20 protein-coding genes are annotated in these 23,379 nt (G+C 36.3%); 12 read left to right on the forward strand and 8 right to left on the reverse strand.

Annotated features, from left to right (window positions below):
- Window positions 1-56 precede the first annotated feature (56 nt).
- Window positions 57-1,064, forward strand: coding sequence for a hypothetical protein (locus ACKU4N_RS19840; RefSeq protein ID WP_321319414.1), 1,008 nt, complete (start codon window positions 57-59; stop codon window positions 1,062-1,064).
- Between the two features lie 94 nt (window positions 1,065-1,158).
- Here the strand turns inward: ACKU4N_RS19840 and ltrA are convergent, their stop codons facing one another.
- Window positions 1,159-2,268: a group II intron reverse transcriptase/maturase gene (gene ltrA / locus ACKU4N_RS19845; RefSeq protein ID WP_321322754.1), complete on the reverse strand. Its 1,110-nt coding sequence runs from the start codon at window positions 2,266-2,268 to the stop codon at window positions 1,159-1,161.
- 30 nt (window positions 2,269-2,298) lie between these two features.
- Entirely contained in the window at window positions 2,299-2,469 is a 171-nt protein-coding gene (locus ACKU4N_RS19850) for a hypothetical protein (RefSeq protein WP_321318831.1), read from the reverse strand.
- A gap of 844 nt (window positions 2,470-3,313) precedes the next feature.
- Here ACKU4N_RS19850 and ACKU4N_RS19855 point away from each other — a divergent pair.
- The 4 genes from ACKU4N_RS19855 (at window position 3,314) to ACKU4N_RS19870 (ending at window position 8,281) form a co-directional block, all read left to right on the forward strand.
- Window positions 3,314-4,744: an LA2681 family HEPN domain-containing protein gene (locus ACKU4N_RS19855; RefSeq protein WP_321319416.1), complete on the forward strand. Its 1,431-nt coding sequence runs from the start codon at window positions 3,314-3,316 to the stop codon at window positions 4,742-4,744.
- Window positions 4,745-5,171: 427 nt separating this feature from the next.
- Window positions 5,172-6,755, forward strand: coding sequence for a rhomboid family intramembrane serine protease (locus tag ACKU4N_RS19860; RefSeq protein WP_321319418.1), 1,584 nt, complete (start codon window positions 5,172-5,174; stop codon window positions 6,753-6,755).
- A 135-nt stretch (window positions 6,756-6,890) separates the two neighbouring features.
- Complete coding sequence (locus ACKU4N_RS19865; protein WP_321319420.1) at window positions 6,891-7,385, forward strand: hypothetical protein; 495 nt, start codon at window positions 6,891-6,893, stop codon at window positions 7,383-7,385.
- A gap of 188 nt (window positions 7,386-7,573) precedes the next feature.
- Window positions 7,574-8,281 (forward strand): DUF5715 family protein, encoded by a 708-nt coding sequence (locus tag ACKU4N_RS19870; RefSeq protein ID WP_321319422.1) that lies wholly within the window; start codon window positions 7,574-7,576, stop codon window positions 8,279-8,281.
- A 156-nt stretch (window positions 8,282-8,437) separates the two neighbouring features.
- Here the strand turns inward: ACKU4N_RS19870 and hemN are convergent, their stop codons facing one another.
- Entirely contained in the window at window positions 8,438-9,802 is a 1,365-nt protein-coding gene (hemN, locus tag ACKU4N_RS19875) for an oxygen-independent coproporphyrinogen III oxidase (protein WP_321319424.1), read from the reverse strand.
- Window positions 9,803-10,026: 224 nt separating this feature from the next.
- On the opposite strand from hemN, the gene ACKU4N_RS19880 reads away from it, so the two are divergent.
- From ACKU4N_RS19880 to ACKU4N_RS19890, 3 genes are all read left to right on the forward strand, one after another.
- A complete protein-coding gene (locus ACKU4N_RS19880) occupies window positions 10,027-10,749 on the forward strand; it encodes a DUF169 domain-containing protein (RefSeq protein WP_321319426.1) in 723 nt (240 codons plus the stop codon).
- 116 nt (window positions 10,750-10,865) lie between these two features.
- The gene (gene buk / locus ACKU4N_RS19885) at window positions 10,866-11,939 is read left to right on the forward strand and encodes a butyrate kinase (RefSeq protein ID WP_321319427.1); all 1,074 of its coding nucleotides are present in this window, start codon (window positions 10,866-10,868) and stop codon (window positions 11,937-11,939) included.
- Window positions 11,940-12,098: 159 nt separating this feature from the next.
- Window positions 12,099-14,879 (forward strand): PAS domain S-box protein, encoded by a 2,781-nt coding sequence (locus tag ACKU4N_RS19890; RefSeq protein WP_321319429.1) that lies wholly within the window; start codon window positions 12,099-12,101, stop codon window positions 14,877-14,879.
- Between the two features lie 93 nt (window positions 14,880-14,972).
- Here ACKU4N_RS19890 and ACKU4N_RS19895 read toward each other — a convergent pair whose 3' ends face one another.
- The 4 genes from ACKU4N_RS19895 to ACKU4N_RS19910 form a co-directional block, all read right to left on the reverse strand.
- Window positions 14,973-15,662, reverse strand: a complete 690-nt coding sequence (locus tag ACKU4N_RS19895; protein ID WP_321319431.1) for a hypothetical protein — start codon at window positions 15,660-15,662, stop codon at window positions 14,973-14,975.
- A 378-nt stretch (window positions 15,663-16,040) separates the two neighbouring features.
- Complete coding sequence (locus ACKU4N_RS19900) at window positions 16,041-16,796, reverse strand: lysophospholipid acyltransferase family protein (protein WP_321319433.1); 756 nt, start codon at window positions 16,794-16,796, stop codon at window positions 16,041-16,043.
- 619 nt (window positions 16,797-17,415) lie between these two features.
- Complete coding sequence (trpS, locus tag ACKU4N_RS19905) at window positions 17,416-18,405, reverse strand: tryptophan--tRNA ligase (RefSeq protein ID WP_321319434.1); 990 nt, start codon at window positions 18,403-18,405, stop codon at window positions 17,416-17,418.
- A gap of 153 nt (window positions 18,406-18,558) precedes the next feature.
- Window positions 18,559-19,005 carry a YqaA family protein gene (locus tag ACKU4N_RS19910; RefSeq protein ID WP_321319436.1) on the reverse strand — a complete coding sequence of 149 codons (447 nt, stop codon included), beginning with the start codon at window positions 19,003-19,005 and terminating at the stop codon, window positions 18,559-18,561.
- A 166-nt stretch (window positions 19,006-19,171) separates the two neighbouring features.
- On the opposite strand from ACKU4N_RS19910, the gene rbfA reads away from it, so the two are divergent.
- The 4 genes from rbfA to ACKU4N_RS19930 all read left to right on the forward strand — a co-directional run bounded on the left by rbfA (window position 19,172) and on the right by ACKU4N_RS19930 (window position 22,201).
- Window positions 19,172-19,507: a 30S ribosome-binding factor RbfA gene (gene rbfA / locus ACKU4N_RS19915; RefSeq protein ID WP_321319438.1), complete on the forward strand. Its 336-nt coding sequence runs from the start codon at window positions 19,172-19,174 to the stop codon at window positions 19,505-19,507.
- A 122-nt stretch (window positions 19,508-19,629) separates the two neighbouring features.
- Entirely contained in the window at window positions 19,630-20,772 is a 1,143-nt protein-coding gene (locus ACKU4N_RS19920) for an ABC transporter permease (RefSeq protein WP_321319440.1), read from the forward strand.
- A gap of 97 nt (window positions 20,773-20,869) precedes the next feature.
- Entirely contained in the window at window positions 20,870-21,544 is a 675-nt protein-coding gene (locus ACKU4N_RS19925) for a hypothetical protein (RefSeq protein ID WP_321319442.1), read from the forward strand.
- 9 nt (window positions 21,545-21,553) lie between these two features.
- Window positions 21,554-22,201, forward strand: a complete 648-nt coding sequence (locus tag ACKU4N_RS19930) for a hypothetical protein (protein WP_321319444.1) — start codon at window positions 21,554-21,556, stop codon at window positions 22,199-22,201.
- 26 nt (window positions 22,202-22,227) lie between these two features.
- On the opposite strand, the gene dusB is transcribed toward ACKU4N_RS19930, so the two are convergent.
- Window positions 22,228-23,223, reverse strand: a complete 996-nt coding sequence (gene dusB, locus ACKU4N_RS19935) for a tRNA dihydrouridine synthase DusB (RefSeq protein WP_321319446.1) — start codon at window positions 23,221-23,223, stop codon at window positions 22,228-22,230.
- Between the last annotated feature and the right edge of the window lie 156 nt (window positions 23,224-23,379).

The raw sequence follows: 23,379 nt of genomic DNA on the forward strand, positions 1-23,379 counted from the left end.
AAAACAAAAAGATGATATCGACAGTAATTAGAGGGATAAATTCAATAATTCGGATAGTGAGATTAAAGCAAAGAAAACAACTTAGAGATATTGCTGAAAATGACTTACTATCCATATTCCTTGATGACTATTATACAAACCCTAATCTTTTTCTAGATTTTTTAATTAAATATGGCTACGAATCGGAGTTAAAAGTTAATGAATATAAACAGCTTATAAATTACTTTCTAGATTACAATAAACATGACTTCAAAAGCCTAAAAAAATATGGCGTAACAAGGTATAAATGGATAAATGACATTAACTATAAAAAAATCAGTTCTATAGTTTGTGCGTTAGAAACTTCAATTCGAAATGAATTAAATATGAAAAAACTATACTTTCAAATCGATGGTTCATCAACTCCTTTTTGGAAAGAAGAAAATAAACGGAATGATGGAACCATGTATTATCATGATTTATATTGGCCCGAAAACGTCAAGAATGATTTGCGTGAAAAATGGAATGAAATACAAACATTATACTTTCAATATCCAAACCCAATTGACCGAAAATCCCCTAGTTTATGGAATGATTCTATGTGTGAATTATTTAATAAAAAGGTAACTGAATTCTACGAATATAGTAAGAGGGTATTGGTTGACTTTGAATTAATTAATAGGAATAAACAGATAAAAGTTGATGAGAAGCTATTTGAATACAGATTAAACCCTATTAAATTTCATTTAGGTCTAAACAAAAGCTTTGACAATAAAAGCGATTTTCAGAGCTTCATGGATAATAATAAAGAGAGAGAAAGTAAGTTGACAGCAAGTATCGAGCTGTATAAAAGCTTTCAGATTTCAAATCGCGAATATGAAAGTTTTAATAGATTATTCTTAAACTTTGGAGATTACAAGAATTTTCCAATTGAATTTTGCCCATTCTCAAATAAGACATTTTTAGCGATTATTAATACTGGTGGACATTATGCAGTTTATGAAGCCATGAGGATTGATAGAATTGATATTATTCAAAATCCACAAAAAATATTGAAGTATATTGAGACTTATCTGCAAGGATAATTACGAGGCACAATTGAGTAGATGGTCCCGACTAAAATAGTCGGGATGCACCTCTCACACCACCGTACGTACGGGTCTCGTATACGGCGGTTCGTTAAGTTAAGGGGAATAAGGAATCACGTCGAACAGGCGTGATTTGTTTGTAAATGTCGAGCATAGATTCATAACCACGTTTCCGCAATCTTTCAAGAGTAATAGTAGTTACCAAAATAGGACTCTGAGCAATCGCCCAACCACCCATACGTGAACGAGACCATGCATAGGCTTGTCCTTGCTGAACGCCCAAACGGATAAGGCTTCGCCTTTTCTTTTCGGGTTTCTTCCAATGGTGCCAAATGCAATATCTGAGCCTGTTGCGCAGCCAACCGTCGAGATCTTGAAGTTTGACTAAAATACTTGCCATACGGAAGTTATTTACCCAACCCCGCTGAACCTCATTCAGTTTTTGGATGCGTTCCTCAAAGCTCATCGGTGTCGTTTTTCGAGTGATTAGTTTGAGCTTTTCTTTCAGTTTCTTCCAACTCTTTTCTGATACTATCAGTTGGTACTTGCCCCGCTCACCTTTCCTGTAGGTAGGCACAAAGCCAAAACCCAAAACGGTAAAATGAACAGGTCGCCGAATGCCACTCTTTTCCCGATTAATTGTCAACTTGAGTTTATTTCGTAAAAACTTGTAAACCTTGTTCCCAACTCTTCGGGCGGTAGCTTTCGATTTGGTATAAATACTAAAATCGTCGGCATAGCGGATGAATTTCAATCCCTGTTTTTCCAGTTCCCGATCCAGTTCATGCAACATGATATTGGACAGCAACGGACTCAATGGACTCCCCTGCGGTACGCCTTTTCTGCGTTTGACCAACTTGCCTTCGATTAAGATCGGGGCACGCAGCCATTTGCGGATTAAACGCATTGTTGCTTTGCATTTTACCTTGCGATATAGCTGTTGCAGTAAATGGCAATGATCGACTTCATCGAAGAAGGTCTTCAAGTCAATATCTACAATATGCTGATAGCCATCGTTGATATATCCCTGAGCTTTTAGTACTGCCTGATGCAGACTTCGGTTCGGTCTGAACCCAAAGCTAAAGTCCGAAAATTCAAATTCAAACTTTGCCGTGATAATTTGAAGTACCGCTTGCTGAAGCAAACGGTCGGTTACAGTCGGGATACCCAATAAGCGCATCTTCCCGTTTCCTTTTGGAATTTATTCACCAAACTATATTTTAAAAGGTGTTCATGATCTCACTTCGTTCGGTACAACTCCTAAAATGGCTTGAGGCAAATAGTTACCCGAACGAACACTCTGTGTCAGTTCCGCTTTATCAATTGACATCAGATCTGAGAGTTTAGTCACGGGCATACGATCAACTCCTGCTGAACCTTGGTTCTTCTGGACTTGATGCATCGCCCGCACCATATTCTTACGTGTAAGTATTTGTTCAATCATTTTAGTTTACTTTTTCTTTTCCCTGTTCCGCTTAATACAAAGCTAGAGTTGTTAACAACAGCTTCTTTGCAACATTTGAAACAACTTAACGTTCAGCCCTTCACTGCTCTGTGAGTCCTCCACAATCTCTATTTGTGGCTCATGGTCTTACAGCTACTATGGCCTCTGCTGAGTTGCTCATAAAATAATTCCATGCGAATTCGCGATTTCCGCTTCGCTCCAATTCTTGCCATAACCAACTCGTGGTTGACAAGACCTCCCCTGGTAAGAACATTTTATTCACGTAATAATTTTAATATAGTGTTCATGATCTTCCTGCGGTCGGTACCTTCCTCCAATGCCTGCCTGATCTACTACTTCATTTATTCTCTTTATTTAAAGAGCTGGGACGTCGACATGATGTGTTGCCTTATCCAAACTTATAGCCTCATATCAGGTTCCTGTTCGTCAGTACCGGATTTTGTAGTCTCGCTTCCTTCAGTGCATACCTCACGGTAAACCACCTTGCGACTTACTAATGCTTCTGAGAGTCACCACAGTGCATAAGGGACTTGCACCCTCTGGAAAAAAAATACACCCTCCAAGAATCTTTGTTTATGCTAAATTTGTATATTTAACATTTTCAACGACCTTTCGGTGGGTGTGGTCATGCTCATGCAGGGCACACACATTGTGTAGCATTAATGGCGGGTGAAGCACATTCCGCAAGGTTCGTTCCCCGCATCAACCATCTTCGGTTTGAAAGGAGATTTGCCCGCTGTCCGCCACTAATGCTACACTGTCCGTTAGCAAAAATATTAAGATGACCCAGCGACTTGATAAACTATATGAAGAAATTGCGAGCATGTCGAATTTTGACATGAATAAACTTGATGCAATTGGTGGGTTTATTGATAATTCTGACGACCACAAAAGCCTAAATCATATAAATCTTGCAAAAGACTATTTAGAAACAAATTTAGATTGCTTTGAGGAACAAATTGAAAAGTGTGTTTGTCACTATTTTTTAGGTGTAATTTATAGTTGTATTCGCCACTATGAGCGAGAAAATACAGAAAAATCTTGGGAGTGGGATAATGAAAATATTGACAAAGAAATAATAAACTTAAGACTTGCAGAACGCCTATTTATAAAGGACAAACTCCCAATAGAAAGATATTGCCAAATCCTAACAAATCTTGCAAATATATTTGACTTTGTAGGAAGGTATATTGAATCCATGAAATACTGGAATAAAGTTATAGAAATTGAACCAAGATTTGGCATGGCAATGGCGAATAAGGGTAATTCATTAGTTTATCATGGATTAAATACAATGATGTTTGAGCAAAGTCAAAGATTGTATATTCAAATTGGGTATAAATATTTAAAAAAATCCAAAGATTTAATTGTTGAGCCTCACGCTCTTCCTGACTATCTTGCTAAAATTGACAGGCTTGAAACTACCTATTCTGATATTATAAATAATGCGATAGAAATAGAAGAACCTGCTGAGTTTGAAAATGAATACCATCAGAAATTGATATTTTGGTGCATTAATAATCGCTTATTACTAAATCCTTATTTGGATATAAGTAATTATGATTTTGCGAGGGATGATAATATCTCAATACCAATTGATTTCAATGAAGCTTTTCCTCTATTTGAACAAATTAAAATTGAATTTAGATATGCACGAGAGTTGTTTTATAAGAGCAAGTTTTTACAATGTATAACAGATGTTGAGAAAAATGAAAATTTAAAACTTGCATTCAGAATTGCATATTCTATTTTTGATAAAGTGGCTTATTTGATAAATAATATTTTTGATTTGCAAGTTGCTAATCATCGAGTTTCTTTCAGAAAATTATGGTACATAAAAGAGCATAAAGAAAAAGGTATTAAAGAAAGTCTAGCAAATAATAACAATTTTATTCTTAGAGGCTTATTTTGGATAAGTAAAGAATTATATCTTGAGGACGATAAGCTTTTGGGAGCTATTGAGCCAGATGCGAAGGAATTGGACAAGATTAGGAATTACATTGAACATAAGAGTTTTCTAATTGATGCTCCTAAAACTGATAGTGATTTTAGCTATGAGATAAGTAGGGATGATTTTGAAGCTAAAACATTAAGATTATTATTGCTTGTAAGAGAAAGTATTATGTATATTCCGTACTCAATAAATAGAGAATTGAAACTTGAAAGAAATACTTTTGCTAATCGAATAGCCCGCCCCGCTAGTAATCACTAGTAGGGAGAGGCTTTCACACCACTGTACGTACGGGTCTCGTATACAGCGGTTCGTCAGCACCGGATTTTGTAGTCTCGCTTCCTTCAGTGCATACCTCGCGGTAAACCACCTTGCGACTTACTAATGCTTCTGAGAGTCACCACAGTGCATAAGGGACTTGCACCCTCTGGAAAAAAAATACACCCTCCAAGAATCATTGTTTATGCTAAATTTGTATATTTAACATTTTCAACGACCTTTCGGTGGGTGTGGTCATGCTCATGCAGGGCACACACACGCGGTATAGTTAATAAGGGTTTCAGTGGTTTTGGGGTGTAGTAACCCGCTTCAAATTTTACTGTAACTTGATAGGTAAAAAGCCCGCAATCCCTTACTAACCATACCGCCATCCGTTAGTCAGAATTTGAAAAAACATCCTGCAAATACGATGAACGATATAAAAATTAAACTGAGACATATTTATATTCCATACTTGTTGATTGCAATTGGAACGATTTCAATTTATTCGACATTGAGATGGTTATTAGACTTTAAACTTGAAATTCTCAATTTAAAGCAAATGGCTCTTGATTACTGGATTCCAATTGTTTTTGCATTTGCCCCAATGATAATCTGGTTTAGAAAAAATGTTCGGATTTTGAATGTTAATGGGAAAAATGAAAATGGATATTTTTTATATCAGTTCATAGCAGTTATTTCAATTGTTATCCCAACAATAATTGCCCAAGAATATTTAAAAGCATCTGCAAGTGAACTTCATCAAATTGAAAATATCAATGAAATATCAGAAGCAAAGAAAACGGATTGCTATAAAATCTCAGATATAAAAGTTATAAAGCAATATGCATGTCTTCATCGCACATCAAGAACAAGTGGTAGACACAATGATAGATTAAACTTCACAAATTTTTTTATTGTACCAATCGTCGATAAGACCTTTAATTTAGATGAAACTAATCATCAGTTTTGGTATGGAATAAAGTTTACGGACGGAATGAGTAATCATGCTAATGATTCTGAAAAAGATAAAAGGTGGAAAGAGTTCTATAATGAAAGCATAAAGGATTTTGAGGCATATGATTACATTGATTATGAATACTTGAAAGTGCTGGGAAATTCAGATGATAAAGACGGATATATTTCAGCAATTAAAAACAGACAGCCAGATATAGATAAATCAGAAGTAGTAATATTGGAACCTGTTAAGGAAAAATTTGAAAATAGATATGGTAACAAACTAACATGGATTTTTGGTTCATTTGGAATTGGTGCATTCGTTTTTCTTATAATGTCTTTAATTCCGACTGTGAATAAGTCTGAGTTGAAAAGATATCTAAATAAAAAGCCATTAAAAGATGATGAACTAAAGGATATCGTCAAGTTTTTAATTCCACGTGGTGAGCATTTTACTACTGCAATTCTTGTAGATTTAAATTTGACTTTTTTTATCTTAATGGTATTCTCTGGATTAAATATAATTTCTCCAACTCCACTAGAATTACTCGACCTTGGAGCTAATAGAAGGCTTGAAGTTTTAAATGGCGAATATTGGAGACTTTTTACAGCAATGTTTTTACAAGGTGGATTAATGCATATTCTGATGAATCTATTTGGAATCGGGGCAACTTGTGCTTTGATTGAACCGATTCTTGGAAGATGGAGAACATTAATAGCATATCTGGTTTCAGGTATCGGTGCAAGCTTGATTAGCATTTATTGGCATGAGAATACAATAAGTGTTGGTGCAAGTGGCGCAATTTTTGGAATGATGGGTGTAATGATTGCTTTATTAGTAACTAAGGCTGACAGAGGATTTAGTGGACTTTATTATATAATATTGGGACTATATGGTGGTGTGAGTTTGCTTTTTGGATTCTTAGGAGGAATTGATAATGCAGCCCATATTGGCGGACTTTTAAGTGGATTTGTAATAGGACTATTAATAATATTGTCTGACTGGAAAGGAATAACGCAAGCTAATCGAATAGCCCGCCCCGCTAGTAATCACTAGCAGGGAGAGGCTTTCACACCACTGTACGTACGGGTCTCGTATACGGTCCCGGGGAATCGGGATCAAGTTAAAGGGAATAAGGAATCACCCGAAAATCCCCTGCTAATCTTATATCAAACGTTTAATACTAATTAGATGACAAGGAATAAAATAGCTGAAACTACATTAAGACTTACATTGCTTGTTTTCTTTTCTATAAAGCTGGTTGTCGTAACTCTATCACAAATTGACTTGATCTATTCTATGTATTCTGTAAATGAATTGATGGATAATCCAATACTTATTTTGAGACTCAATTTATTTATAGAACCATTAATAATACTCTTAGGATTAATTGGATTATTTATAAAAAGACCAATAGGCTTTGTTTTTATGCTCCTACTGCCATCTTTAATATTGACGTATGAACTAATACCAACTTTGACAAAATATTTTAGTTTCAGATCCACTTGGTTACCAATTTCATTAGCTATCGTTTTTCTTATTATAACTAATTCAAAAGGTATCAGGTCTGCTTATCAGAGTGACGGAATAAAAGAAAGCGTATTTTCTAATATTAAAACCATTATAATAGGGCTTATTCTTTCATTATTCATGTACTATTTTAATGGACGATTAGGACTGAATTAAAACGTACTAATACTAACAAAAGTGACTGTTGCACAACCAACTAATATTTCAAAAAATAAGATGAAAGCTTAAAAAGGAATTAAATTTAAAAGAACAATCGACTGATGCAATTCTCTCAGCATAATAAAAGGACAGTCTGTAAATGTTTCAAATTTGTTTTTTTAGCTTTGTGTGCGTAAAATCCAGAGATGACGAAAAGAAAATTAAAACCCAATGTTCGTAAAGCACTGCTGCTTGCCATGCTGGCTGCAGGAATTATACCTATACTATTTATTTGTAAAAGCTTAAGCCCTAAAGGCAAAACCGAAGCCCAGGTCTCTGTTCCGGTGCTAACAAAAGATGAAAGCAGAGCACTGCGCCGCTATAATAATAATTATCATCTTGAAACAGCCCGAACCAAAGGCTTAAAAAACCCTTTGGTTTCAAAAGCTGAATTTAAGGAAAACCCGGATGATTTCGGCGATCATTATCAGCTCGAAGAAATAAGCGATAACCAATACTATGAAATACCCCATTTAACAAATTCACTACCTTACCTGCAGGAACCGGCTGTAGAATTTTTAGAGCTGCTTGGCGAAAGGTTTTGCGGCCAACTCGAAGAGTTGGGAATGCGAAAGTACCGGTTTTCAGTTACATCAATATTACGAACTTTGGCAGACCAAAAATCGCTGCGCAAAAGCAATGTAAACGCTACGCCAAATAGTTCCTCGCATTATTATGCCCGAACCTTTGATATATCGCAGACACGTTTTTTTGAGAGAGGTAACAGCAAGCCTGTTTATACCTACCGCCTCCGAAATTTATTACTGCGCGAATTAATTAAAATGCAGGATGAAGGTAAATGTTACGTTCTTTTAGAAGGTCAAACAAAATGCATTCATGTAACTGTACGGTAATTTTATGGCTGTTCGAACTATTTATTTTTTCATGAAAATTTAAGATATAAAAGAACACTATTTTCTTCGGACACTGCAATTCATCACACAAAACATAAGGCATAAAAAATCCGGCACTCATTCCTGATTACCGGGTTTTTTGATTTTATTCCTGCCTTAAATAGCCTTCGAAAACATGTTGTCTTCTCCGCTTTTTGCGTATCGAAGTTTGTTATCGAAAAGCCTGGCTATATTTCTCAGAAAGATCATCCCCAAATCGGTAACGATCAATTTTTCATCATCTGCAGTAATAATTCCTTCATCGGCTAACACCTGAAGTTCCTCTTTGATCGTTTTCGGCAGATAAGCTTTCAAATCATCGGTAAAAAGCAATTCACGCCGACAGGTAATATCCAATATCGCACGTTTCACAATCACATCCTCATCGCTTAGGAAGTAGCCTTTTTCCAAATCAAGCTCACCGTTCATCGAAGCCTCTTCGTAAGCCTTAATCAGCTTTACATTTTGTGCGTAGGCATATTTTGCATCCGAAATAGAAGATGCGCCCAAACCAATCAGCAATTCGGTGTGCGAAGTGTTGTATCCCATAAAATTACGGTGCAGCCGCCTGGCTTCGCGGGCAATGTATAATTCATCGTGAGGCAGCGAGAAATGATCCATTCCAACATCGCTGTATCCCAATTCTGCCAGCTTCTCATTTCCTAAATCGTACAAAGCACGTTTCCCTGCACTATCAGGAATATCGGCATCGGTAAAAATGCGCTGTCCTTTGGTTTTCCATGGTACATGAGCGTATGAATAGTAAGCAATCCGGTCGGGCTTCAGCTCTGCTACCTTCTCGAAAGTATCGCTCACCGAACTCAATTTCTGCTTAGGCAGTCCGTATATTAAATCGAAGTTTACCGAATGGTAACCAATCGCGCGTGCCGCCAGGGTTACTTCCTTAACGGTTTCGAAACTTTGCAGGCGGTTAATTACCCTTTGTACTTCCGGATCAAAATCCTGAACTCCAAAACTCACTCTTCGAAATCCTACGTCGTACAAAGCCTGCAGATGCTCACGGGTGGTATTATTCGGATGTCCCTCGAAGCTAAATTCATGCTTGGGATGCAGTTTTGCATTCTTTTTCAAGCCATTGATTAACTTTTTCAGGTTTTCAGGATTGAAAAAAGTGGGCGTTCCTCCTCCCAAATGAAGCTCCCGGATAATTGCCTGCTCCTGAAAAGTATCCAGATAAATCTGCCATTCCTGAAGCAAAGCATCAATATACTGATCTTCTACCCCGTGATTGCGCGTAATCACTTTTGTGCAGGCACAGTACGTACAAAGTTTTTCGCAGTAAGGCAAATGAACGTAAATGCTAATTCCTTTCGAAGCATTCGATTCATCAAAAGTTCTTTTTACCACCTTTAGCCAATCTCCCGCTTCCGGGCGCTGATCTCCCCAAAAAGGAACTGTTGGGTAACTTGTGTACCGGGGAACCGGCACATTATATTTTTCAATTAATAATTCTCTGTCCATAACTAAACCATCTTTCGGATTAATACCATACAAATATATCTTTTTTTATAAGATAACGCTCCCGAAGCCCTTTACAAATGCATGAAAGCTTTGTAATTATGCGAGTTGATCGATTTTTATCGTGTTTCGGATAATGAAGTATTTATCCTTAAAAATCTATTCATTTCAGTTGCCAGTCCATCAAACAAGTCTGATATTTGCATAAGAACCAATCTGCTAAAGCAATGAAAAAAGAACTTCAAGAAGAATTTACCGCAAAATGGGCGAAATATTTCGGAAGCGAAACCGAATTGCCCATCTGCTTTTGGTACAGCAATGAAAAGGTTCAGGATCAGGAAATCGTTACCAAATCGTGGAACTGTATCATTGCCCTTCTGCACAAAATCCGAAAAGGAACTGCAGCCAGTTTTTCTGCTGATTCAATTGGATGCATGGGCGGAAGATGCTATTCCGGTTTTGCCGGTCGTCCTGCCGGATTAAATATGTTTCTTTCCACCGGCAAAGAAAAATATTTGAAGACTCCTGAAATAGCACAAAAAGCCATCGATCAGTTTCCTGTATTTACTGCTCCTGCAAAATACATCACTTTTAAACGCTGGGATCTGCTCAATGAAAAGGATGAACCCGATGTTGTCATTTTCTTTGCCACTCCCGATATTCTTTCGGGCTTGTTTACTTTGGCAAACTTCGACCAAACAGATCCTTTTAGCAACATTGCCCCTTTTTCTTCGGGCTGCGGTTCAATTATTTCCTACCCTTATCTGGAAAGCAAAAAGGAGAATCCGAAGGCTATTTTAGGGATGTTTGATGTTTCGGCCCGACCTTATGTTCCCGAAAACACATTGAGTTATGCAGTCCCAATGAAAAAATTCAAAAATATGATACAGAATATGGACGAAAGTTTTTTGACTACTGAGGATTGGATGAAGGTAAAAAAACGAATTTAATGCAAAAAAAACTTATTGACCACAATTTAAGTCCCGAAAAATACTTTACATGATTTCATGATTGAGTTTCTTTTCGTACTTTCAGAATCACATCTTAAACTCAACTCTCCTACTCTATGAATCCAAAGGAAATTGTCATCGTAATCAACCCGGGATCAACATCTACTAAAATCGCATTATACAACAGATCAGGGCTTGTTTCTGAACATATTATCCGCCATTCGCAAAAGGAATTGGATCAGTTTCATAAGGTTACCGATCAGTTTGAATACCGTTATCAGATGGTAGAAACCGGATTGGATCAAATGTTATCCAAAAAAGATGTGATTGTGGTTGGGATCGTCGGTCGTGGCGGCATTGTAAAACCCCTTGAAGGGGGAACTTACACAATCAGCAACAGCTTCCTTGAAGACGCAAGAACAGGTAGTTTTGGAGATCATGCCTCGAATCTGGGAAGTATGCTTGCCGATAAACTGGCTAAACATTTTCATCTGGATGAGAGTTTTACCGTTGATCCTGTCTCTGCGGGCAACATTTGGGAAAAAGCACGTATATCAGGTGTGCCGGGCATTGAACGAAACAGAAGAGGGCATCCTTTAAACATGAAAATGACTGCCCGGAAAATTGCCAAACAACAAAATATCCCTTTCGAAAAGGCTAAGTATGTTATTGCTCATTTGGGGGGCGGAATTTCCATTGCAGCAGTTGATGGGGGTAAAATTGTAGATGTAAACGATGCTTTGATGGGAATGGGACCTTTCTCGCCTAACCGGGCCGGAGCCTTGCCCACTCGTGGTGTAATGGATTTATGTTATTCGATGCCCCGGAAAGAGGTTGAAACACTGCTGAGTAAAAACAGCGGACTAAAAGCTTACTTAGGTGTTGATGATTTACGTGATGTTTTTAAATTAATAGATTCGGGGAATGAAAAAGCACAACTTATTTACGATGCATTTGTATATCAAATTGCGAAAGAGATTGGCGCTTACCATGCTGCCCTAAAATGCAAGGCGAATGGAATTATCATAACTGGTGGAATAGCCTATTCGGAGCGCTTTATTTCTGATTTAAAAGAATATGTTTCAGACCTTACTGATTTCTTTGTTTATCCGGGCGAAAACGAAATGGAAGCTCTGGCAGAAGGTGCTTTTCGGGTAATTGACGGAATTGAATCAGCCTTGAAATATTAATCCCCAATATTGCTTTACTTAATAGGATTCTTTTATGTATGATCAGCTCTGCAAACAAAGAATTCAATTGCATTCAATCCAATTAAATAACCTGAAATAAAGCGACATAGCTTGTTATTTTTTGTATCTTAGTAAGCATTCAACCAAAATGATTGTGCAATGACCATCCCCAACCAAAAGCACGCCAATTTATACCGATCCTTAGTCCTTAATTCAGGAGACGCAATGTATTTGTTCAATCTTGATGGGAAATTGGTTGAGGTGAACAAACAGGCTTGTGCTAATTTGGGATACACAAGAGAAGAGCTTCTTGCTCTATCTTTATTTGACGTTGATACTGAGTACAAAACCAAAGAAAAACTTCTCGAATTTTTCTCAATTCTGAATCGTGAAAAAAATTACAAACAAACTACCTATCACAAACGAAAAGATGGTTCAACATTTCCTGTTGAAGTTAGTATCTCTTTATTAGATGAAAACGGTAACAAACTTATACTTGGTATTTCACGCAACATATCTGAACAGGTTGAGGTGAAACAAAATCTTTTCACCTACATTGATACACTCGAGAAAATACACCAGATTACCCTTATTTCAAAAGACATTGAAAAAATGATTTCCGATGTACTTAATGTGGTACAGGAAGTGTTTAAAGCAGACCGGGCTTTTTTTATTGCTTCTATCAATGAGAAAAAAGAGTTTCAATTGCCGCCTATTGAGATTGTTAAACCCCAGGTGCAATGTATTCCAATAAGTGACACAAGTAAATTGGCAAATAATTATCAGCAGGAACTTTTTGAAAAAAGAGAATATCCTGCCAATGATGTTTTCACCTCAAGCTATTTGGAATCAGATGAGAACGAGCCATATATTAAGGAACTTAATATCAAATCTGAAATGATTGTTCCAGTAACAAACATGAATAAGACAAACTATTTATTTGGAGTTCATAAGTGTTCGAAAATACGGGAATGGACTCAACTTGATAAAAAATTATTTATTGAAATCAGCAGAAGATTAGGGGATACAATCAATCGCTTGCATTATTATCACCACTTAAAGCAAAGTGAGAAAAAATACAAAACCCTTTTCGAAAATGCGCCTCTTTCCTATCACTCTTTAAACAGCGATGGCAATATAGTTGATGTTAATAATACCTGGTTGAAGTTTTTAGGCTACAAAAAGAAAGATGTAATTGGCAAGAACTACGGTGATTTCCTTCATCCTGATTGGAAACATGTTTTTGAAACAAATTTTCCGAAATTTAAGGCTTGTGGTTATGTGAATGATGTTCATTTTAAAATCAGACATCAAAAAGGGCACTACAAATACATCTCGCTGCAGGGTTGCACAGGTTGCCACCCTGATGGGACATTTGAAAAAACATATTGTGTATTTCAAGACATTACTTCAAGAAAAAAGGCGGAGGATGAACTAAAAGACAGTGAAGAAAGATACAGACTGTTAATGAAACAATCTCCATTTACTGTGGAAATATATGATTTAAATGGATTACAGATTTCTGTTAACAAAGCGTACGAAGAACTTTGGCAAATACCCAAAGAAATAACTTTATTCAAATTTAATATTCTTAAAAGTCCTCAGGTTCGCTCATCGGGCATGTTAAACTATATCAAGCGTGCTTATGCCGGAGAAACACTAGATATTCCTGATTATCAGTTTACATCAGAAATTGAAGCCGGTTCTATTTATAAAAGCCAAAGCCGATGGCTGAGAACCCGCGTTTATCCAATAAAAAATGAATTTGAGACAGTCACTCAAATTGTTTTGGTTCACCGCGATATAACCGATCAAAAAGAAGCACAAAAGGCATTAATAAAGAAAGAAAGCCAATTTAAAACTTTTGTTCAGCGGGTTCCAATACCGCTTAGCCTTGTGAGCATCACAAGCGGAAAAATTAAATATCTGAACGATCGTTTTCTTTATACATTCGGCTATACTCTGGAGGATATTCCTCACATGGATAATTGGTGGCAATTGGCATATCCTGATCCTGAATATCGGAAATGGGTATTGAACAACTGGGAAAAAGCCGTTGAATATGGAATAAAATATAAAACTGACATTACACCGGATATGTACAATATAACCTGTAAAAATGGAAATGTTAAGCAAATTTTAATATCCGGAATTGTATTGGGTGATGACTTCCTTGCAAATTTTATCGATTTAACTGCACAAAAAAACACTGAAAAGGAACTGATTGCTGCTAAAGAAAAAGCAGAAGAAAGTGAGAAGTTGAAAACAGCTTTTTTAGCCAATATGAGTCATGAGATCCGGACTCCAATGAATGGCATCCTTGGGTTTGCAGATTTGTTAAGCACACCAAAATTAAGTGGCGAAAAACGCGAAAAATACATTAAAATAATATCGCAGAGCGGGGAACGAATGCTCGCAACAATCAATGCCATTATTGAAATTTCGAAAATTGAAACCAATCAAATCGTTAAATGCATTTCGCAAGTAAATGTAAGCGAGTTGCTCCAAAATCAACTTCTTTTTTTCTTACCCGATGCAAACAAGAGAGAAATTAAACTAAGCGTTAGGTCCATGTTGCCAGCCGAAGAATCTCTCATCTTTACAGATTGCGCAATGTTGACCTCTATTCTTACCAACTTAATTAATAATGCCCTAAAATATACTAATTCCGGCTCAATTACATTTGGCTGCACAAAAAAGAACGATTTACTGGAATTCTTTGTAAAAGATACCGGAATTGGAATACCACAAAATGTACAAAAAAGCATCTTTGAACGATTCACTCGAGTAGATCTGGAAAACACCAAAGCAATTGAAGGTTCTGGTCTTGGCTTATCAATAACCAAAGCCTATGTAGAATTACTCGGAGGTGAGATATGGATGGAATCGGAAAAAGGTGTAGGCTCCCAGTTCTTTTTTACCATTCCTATTAAAGGTTAAATACCATATTATTTAATAGTTAACGAACGTTTAAAGCCCAAATGAGGTTGTTGAGTGATATCAACAACCCCCATTATTTATTGAGATTTTTAATTAAGCTACGTCATCCCAGATATCCATTATTTCATCACATGCATTTATAAATTTTTTCATATAAAAATCTATATTTTCAGGTGCTTGATAAGTTTTCTGTTCAAAAACATCAAGAACGATGCACAATGAAGGAATTACTACTTCACTTTCTGTAGCAACAATATCATTCATAAAACGATATAAACCCGTAGCCGCTACACGACCAGCAGATCCCTTAAACACACCACTTTTAGAAAAATGAAGCTTTATAGCTCCTACAATCTTCTGTCCATTAATCTCACCACGTATTACTAAATCAGGTGAAATACCAATTGTCAATCCATGAATGAAAATTGACTTTTGTTTTGATCGAAATCTCTCAAAAGTAAATTTTTGCAAAGAAGAATCAAGATTTGTCGTAAGAAATGATTCCAATGCTTGAATTTGACAATTTCGGTCATTCACTTGAAAATCAGTAGAACAAACTTTCTTAGCCAATTCATTTATTTTAGCTTTAACACATAGTGGTTCAAATTCATCTTGAGCAAAAAAACTTTTTATTGCACTCTTAGCACTAGCATATCTTGCAAAAATAAATTTCTTGGGTTTTTTCTGATTTCTAATAATCGATCTTTTTCTAGCTTTTGTAGCCTCACTATACTCCCCTAACATATTCAATGATAGGTAAGGTATCTTATCACTTTCTTCCATATTATATTTTTTGTATGGATAAAAACATTAATTAATTATCCCCTAATGTTCAAAGCGGGAAACTCTGAATAGAATGCCGATTGTTAATAAATGTTAATAAACATTCACTTTAATCAAATTAATATATACATTTGTCGACACAAACAGTGCAGTTTGTCATAGTAAAGGTTGTTAGCCTCGAATGCTATTTCTATTTAATAGGTTTATTCTAACAATTGATAAATTTAATTTATAAAACAATATAACCAGATGATCCGGACAATAACCGTGCCATCTGGATTTTTGGTTTACACAGTCAATATGTCACTAAAAAACATGACAAAATAAAAATGCCAACTCTTACAAGTTGGCATTTTGTCATATTATATAATTATGATTTTATGAAACACCATATTTCTCCTGCAAAGGCTTATTAATTACATTCCGCAGCTTTTCCGATAATGCTTCCGCATCCTGTTTGGTTAATCCTGTAGTTGGAATTAACGGATGAATAATTACCTCGGCAATACCAGGACTCGCATTGCCTTTAAACATAGTTCCCCGCTGCAATCTTTTCCAATTGGTAGTTTGAGTAATTGGCAATATCGGAATCCCCGTTTGTATGGCGATGGAAACAGCCCCAGGTTTAAATTCTCCCAAATTAGGAGCATTTTGAGGAATGGTTCCTTCAGGCAAAATTACCAATGGATAGCCCTCTGCAATTACATCCATCATTTTCTTAAAACTTTTTAGCGCTCCCAAACGATTGTGTCTGTCTACCAAGATATTCATCCCTGAGGTATAAAAAATGTGAAACAAAGGCCATTTTTCAATCTCTTTTTTACCTGTAAACACAAAGTGCTGATCGAAAATAATATACAATGTTGCCGGATCGATAAAAGAGCTGTGATTGGAGCAAATTAGAAATGGCTGACCGGTAATTATATTCTCTCTTCCCTTCACCCGAAGAAATATTCCTGATCCGTAAAGCCATACCTTTGCATACACTTTTATCACCTTAAAAGCCTTTGGGAAACGTTCTTTTTCGGATAACAAATACTTAAATACCGGATAAAAAAGCAATAATGTTATTACGAAATAAAGAAAGAAATATAGTTTGTATAAGAACCTGATTGGAAATATCAATATATTCATTTTTAAAATCTAATATTTGATTGTAATTACATCCATTTTTAGGCTATAAGCACTTGATTGTATCTGTTAACCCAAAAATTATACCTACTGTTTAATGAAGCAAAATTAAGATTTATTATCTTGAATCAGCAAATCAAGATAAAATTCTAATCAATCCCTTTCATTTTTTGTTCATTCTCATTAATTAAAACGATAAATTTCCGACGATATTTTAATTGCGAAACTTACCTCCTGTTTATAATTCAAACTCTTCAGTTTTATCCCTCAAAATCCAATTTCAAAGTATGTCCGTTTTTAAAAGGCGAACAAACAATATAAAATTTTAGGTATGTGCGAACGCATCACAAGTTACCTTTACGTTAAACAGTAATCCGGGAAAGATAATTACTTGCAGAATATTCACATTGCAGCATAAAATTAATTTAAACTTTAACCTGAAATTCTTGTTTTAACCATAGAATTCGGGAAAAGTGCTTGCCCCTCAACCTATTTTTTTTTGCGAAGCAATTCATAAATTAAGAAGTAAAAACGAAAAGTCCGCCCCAATATGAAACACTCCAAAAAAGAAATGCCACTCCTTGCGGAACGGCATTTTCTTGTATCTGTACAATCGTACTTTTTAAAATTTACGAAAACCTATTAATCTACGAACCTCTTCAAGGGTTTTAGCTGCGCTTTCGCGGGCTTTTTCTGCTCCTTGCTGAGTTACTTTCCTTAGGTAAGCATCATCTTGAGAGATATCAAGAAAACGCTCTCTGATTGGCGCTGTAAAATGAATGATATCTTCGGCCAACTGCTTTTTAAGATCACCGTAACGAACCTCACAGTTGTTGTATTTATCGTTGAAGAAATCGTAAGTATCTTTGGTCGAAACCACTTCCATTAGAGTAAATAAATTTTGAATTGCCTCCGGTTTTTCCTGATTTATAGTTGTTGGACCACTATCCGAAACAGCTTTCATCACTTTTTTACGAATATCTTTCGGATCTTCGACCAAGCCGATTGCATTTCCTTCTGATTTACCCATTTTCCCTGATCCATCCAATCCCGGAATTTTCACAAATTCTCCGGTGAATGAATAAGGTTGAGGAATTGGGAAGGTATCTTCGCCGTATGTGTTATTAAATCTTTTTGCAAATTTTCGGGCCATTTCCAAATTCTGCTCCTGATCTTTCCCCACCGGTACTCTTTGTGCTTTATGAATTAAAATATCAGCCGCCATTAAAACCGGATAGGTTAACAAACCGGCATTCACATTTTCGGGACTTTTGCGCGCTTTATCTTTAAAAGAAGTCGTGCGTTCCAATTCTCCCAGATAAGCATTCATGTTCATCAACAAATACAACTCAGGAATTTCAGGAACATCACTCTGCACGTAAATAGTTGCTTTTTCAGGATCGATCCCACAAGCTAAATATTCAGCCAATACGCTTCTAACATTTGAGTGAAGATCAGCAGGAGTCGGATGTGTAGTCAAGGAATGCCAGTCAGCTATAAAGAAAAAGCAATTGTTATCGTTCTGCATTTGAACAAAATTCTTTATCGCTCCGAAATAGTTCCCCAGGTGTAAATTTCCTGTAGATCGAATTCCACTAACTACTGTATTCATGATCTGATTTATTAATAGCCCAAGTATTGAGCCGTTTATACTTTAAAAAATTATCCCGCAAAATTATGAAACGAATCGAACAAAAAAAATATTGAAGGCCTGAAATAGTGTTAATCTGCTAATATGAAGAAGATTTGTTCCAATTTGTATTCCTTACGCATTGATTATTTGCAGCGTAAACCATGCCCAAACAATATACCGGCACAATTTCCCTATGGCCATAAACAGAGCTACCCAAATAGGATTACTTCTCAGCAATCCCAACCCCAAAGGAATTATATCGCCTACAATAGGTAAAAAGGCAAAAAAGGCAAGAATGCTTCCTTTGTTTTGCAGGAATAATTTTGTTTTTTCAGCCTTATCCTGCTTGATCCGAAGAAATTTTTCGATCCACTGCCACTTGCCCAAATAACCCAAATAGTAGGTTAGCATTCCTCCCAGCCAATTCCCAAGACCAGCAACAGCAATGGTTACAGATATATCGTAACCAGAATAAACAAAAAGGCTCAAAATTGCTTCGGAACTAAACGGCAATATAGTAGCCGCTAAAAAGCTTGCTACAAACAATCCCCAATATCCATATTCAAACAAATCTGCCATAAGGCGCAAAGGTAGCTATTCAATTATAAATTAAGAATAATGAATTAATAATAGAGGAAAGCGCACGAATTTAATTCCATCCACATTTTACTTTTCAAGACTTTTACTACTTTCCCTCTCTTCCAGACTTTTATTCTATCTTTGTAAAAAAAATAGAAGATTATTTATGGAAACTACAAGACAAAGCAAAGTTTCAAGATTGCTGCTAAAGGATTTAAGTGAGATATTTCAGATGGAATCAAGAAATCTTTTTGGCGGCAAAATGATTTCGGTTACTACTGTTCGTATCAGTCCTGATCTAGGACTTGCAAAAGTATATCTTAGCATTTTCCCTTCGAGTGAAACAGAAGAGACTCTTAAATTAATTAAAATGAACACGAAAAATATTCGTAGAATTCTTGGAAATAAGGTTGGAAAACAACTTAGAATAGTTCCTGAATTGGCATTTTTTGTTGATGATTCGTTAGATTATATCGAAAATATCAACAACTTGCTTTCATAATGCAGCTCACAAAAAAGCAGTCCATCTCTTAAGTCAATGTAAATTACTTGAACCTTCCCTTCCATATTGCAAAACGATATCTGTTTTCGAAAAAGAAACAGAATGTAATCAATGTCATTTCGATGATATCGGTTATTGGTGTTGCAATTGGAACTATGGCTCTGGTAATTGTTCTTTCGGTGTTCAATGGTTTTGATGGATTGATCCGTGACCTTTTTGGCAGCTTCGATCCTGATTTAAAAATTCTTCCAAGTACAGGCAAAACCTTTGTTCCTGATTCTACTTTTGAGCAAATCAGGAAAATGGAAAATGTGGTTTTCTACTCTGAAGTGCTGGAAGAAAATGCCTTGCTTAAATACGGAAACAAACAACGCCCCGCAATCATAAAAGGCGTAGATGAAGAGTTTACCTTAATGACCGGCATCGACACCATGATGGTTGAGGGTAAATTTCTGCTAAACAGTGGGAATCATCAGTTTGCAGTTCTTGGCTACGGCGTTGCATGGGATCTTGGTGTGGGGCTCACCTTTACCGATTACATTAAATTTTATGTACCCAAACGCAATGCAAAATTGGGGCTGAACCCAACGGATGCCTTTGCAACTGAATATCTGTATCCTTCGGGATATTTTACCATTCAACAAGATTTTGACTCTCAATATGTGTTGGTTCCTCTGGATTTTGCCAGAAAATTATTTGCCTACAATCATGAAGTGAGTGCCATCGAGCTATCCATTCTCAATCAATCTGAAATTGCAGACGTAAAAGACAAAATACAACAGCTCCTGGGTGAGGATTTTGTGGTGAAAAACCGATTTGAACTTCACGATGTTTTATTTAAAATGATGCAATCGGAGAAAATGGCTATTTTCTTTATTTTAGCTTTTATTCTTGTCATTGCATCCTTTAATGTAATTGGTTCGTTAACCATGCTTATTTTAGATAAAAAACAAGACATTGCCACCCTGCGAAGCATGGGGGCTGAAGAAAAAACAATTCAAAAAATATTTCTGCTTGAAGGTTGGCTTATCTCTCTGTTAGGTGCAGCTATTGGTGTAGGATTGGGACTTGCCATCTGCTTTTTACAGATAAAATTTGGCTTGATTACTCTATCAGGAAATGGAGCTTTTATTATGGATTCCTATCCCGTTGATATTCATTTTACCGATATTTTTATCATCTTTACAACTGTTGTTTCAATTGGATATGCCGCATCGCGTTATCCGGTACGATACATCACCAAACGTTTCCTGCAATTCAATTAATTTGGATTGTTAAAATACCAAACTACCTAATATCCCGTTTAAATTTCTGAAGTGGACAAATTGTCCGGTTCAAGAAAAACTTTTTAATAAAATTGAAATGAGAAAGATTATTGTTATTTGCTTTTTTGCATTTGGTTTTTCCTTACTTGGTAACGCACAGGAAACCGCACTTACTTCGAAAGGAAAAGTTGTGATTCTTTATGAAAACGGCACATGGAAGTATGCTGATGTAAGTGTTTCAGGGGAAAGTCAGGCTCAGCAAACCGGTAATACTGTGCAAACAGCAATTGAGGAAACAACAATGTCAAATGAACCTCTTGTACTAAAAGACGCTGCTGTTGAGAAAATCACTTTTATTGAAGGACCAAGTGCAAAACTTTTAAAATATTTTAAGGATAAAAACATTGTCCGATGCGATTTTACTCTTCGCTCTAAGGATGGAAAATCTACTCTTCAAACTGATTGGAAAATTATGACTGGCGAAGCGTATTCGTACTTTGGCTATATTAAAAAAGACAGCAAACTAAGCCTGGAATTACTTGGCGGAGAAAAAATTGACCTGATTTATACTGAAGAATTTGAACCTAAAGAATTTAGTCAATACGGGTTTTCCACTTATTCTGCTCAACTGGATTTAACCGAAGATCAGCTTAAATTACTTCAAAACAAGATTGTAATGAAAGCGACAATGAACTGGAGCCGCAGATCCGAAGAATATCAGGTTGTGAATCCTTCTTATTTCATTAAAGCAATCCCGCAAATCACAAAATAAAACAACCGCATGAAAAATATTTTGATTCTGTCCATTCTGCTATTAGGTACGATCAGCCAGATCAATGCGCAGCTAAAATTAAGAACCCCCGAAGGAAAAGTTGTTCTTTTGTTTGATAATGGCACCTGGAAATACGAGGAAATTAAGAAGGTTGAAAAACCTGCTGCACAAATCAAATCAGCAGAAGAAATTGCCAAACCAATTGCAATCATTGATACTAAATTAGAATCTCAAACAGTTATTAAAGGCATTAGCGAAAAATTAAATAAATTCTCAAAGACTGATAATCAGGTTAAAGCTGATTTTCAGATCGTCTCTAAAGAGGGAAAAGTAATACTAAAAACCAATTGGAAAATTATGGATGCTGAAGGGTTTCGTTTTTTTGGATTCATCACCAAAAAATCGAAAATGCTGTTTAGCCTTTCGAACGGAGAGAGTATTGAACTACAGTATGCTGAAGATTTTGAACCGAAAGAATATCCTAAGTACAAATTCACCACCTTCACGGCGGAACTTGAATTGAATGAAGATCAGATCAGGAAATTACAGAATGCCTATCTCGAAAAAGTGGAGATGTACTGGAGCAGGCGAACTGAAAGTTATGAAATTTTCAATCCTGACTATTTCGTAAAAGAACTTCCCAAAATAATCAAATAACAAAAAAGACGCTGAAGCGTCTTTTTTTATTCATCATCTATTTGGAGATTGCCCCATTCCATCGAAATCCGATCCAATATCGGCATTAAATCGGCATAATGATTGGCTCTAAGCATATCAATCCGGGTTTGCTTAAAATTCACCAAACCTTTAAACATGCCAGCCATATGTCTTCTCATGTGCAAAATACCGCGCTTTTCGTCAATCCACTCAATGGCAGCATCAATTTGCTCTTTTAGCATTTCCACCTGTTGCGATACTGTTGCAGGAAGCAACAATTCACCTGTATTAAAATAGTGCTTTATATCTCTAAAAATCCATGGCTTACCTACCGAAGCACGACCAATCATGATTGCATCAACTCCATACTTATCGAAAGCTTCCTTTGCTTTTACAGGATTTGTAATATCGCCGTTTCCAATAATTGGAATGTGCATGCGCTGATTATTTTTCACATCTCCAATCAAAGTCCAGTCTGCTTCCCCTTTGTACATTTGACACCGGGTTCTGCCATGAATGGTTAAACCTTGAATACCCACATCCTGCAGCTGTTCTGCCAACTCAACAATTATTTTTGAATCCTCATCCCAACCCAAGCGGGTTTTTACCGTTACCGGTATATTTACCGCCTTAACAACTGCTTCGGTAATTTTCAGCATCTGCGGTACATTTCTCATCATGCCCGAACCAGCTCCTTTAGTGGCCACTTTACGAACTGGGCAACCAAAATTCAAATCTAAAAATTCCGGATTGGCAGCTTCAACAATTTTAGCAGCCTCAGCCATTGAATCAACATCTTTACCATAAATTTGAATGGCAACCGGGCGTTCCTCATCCAAAATGGTCAATTTTTTCATGGTACGGTTTACCGAACGAATCAATGCATCCGCCGAAATAAATTCGGTATACATCAAATCCGCACCATAACGCTTGCACAAAACCCTAAAAGGCGGGTTGGTAACATCCTCCATTGGTGCCAACAATACCGGCCGATCTCCTAAATCCAGATTTCCTATCTTCACGTTCTTTTCTTTTTTATCAGACTGCAAAGATAATAGAAAGTCTTAATAGTCGTAAAAGGTCGAAAGTCGAAAAGCCAAATAGTCCGGCAAGCAACAAAATGAATTTCTTAAATGCGCTTTGTCTGTCTGTAAATCTTGATACTATTTGCTACTTTT

The organism is Labilibaculum sp., assembly GCF_963664555.1.
In the GTDB taxonomy this organism is placed as follows: domain Bacteria; phylum Bacteroidota; class Bacteroidia; order Bacteroidales; family Marinifilaceae; genus Labilibaculum.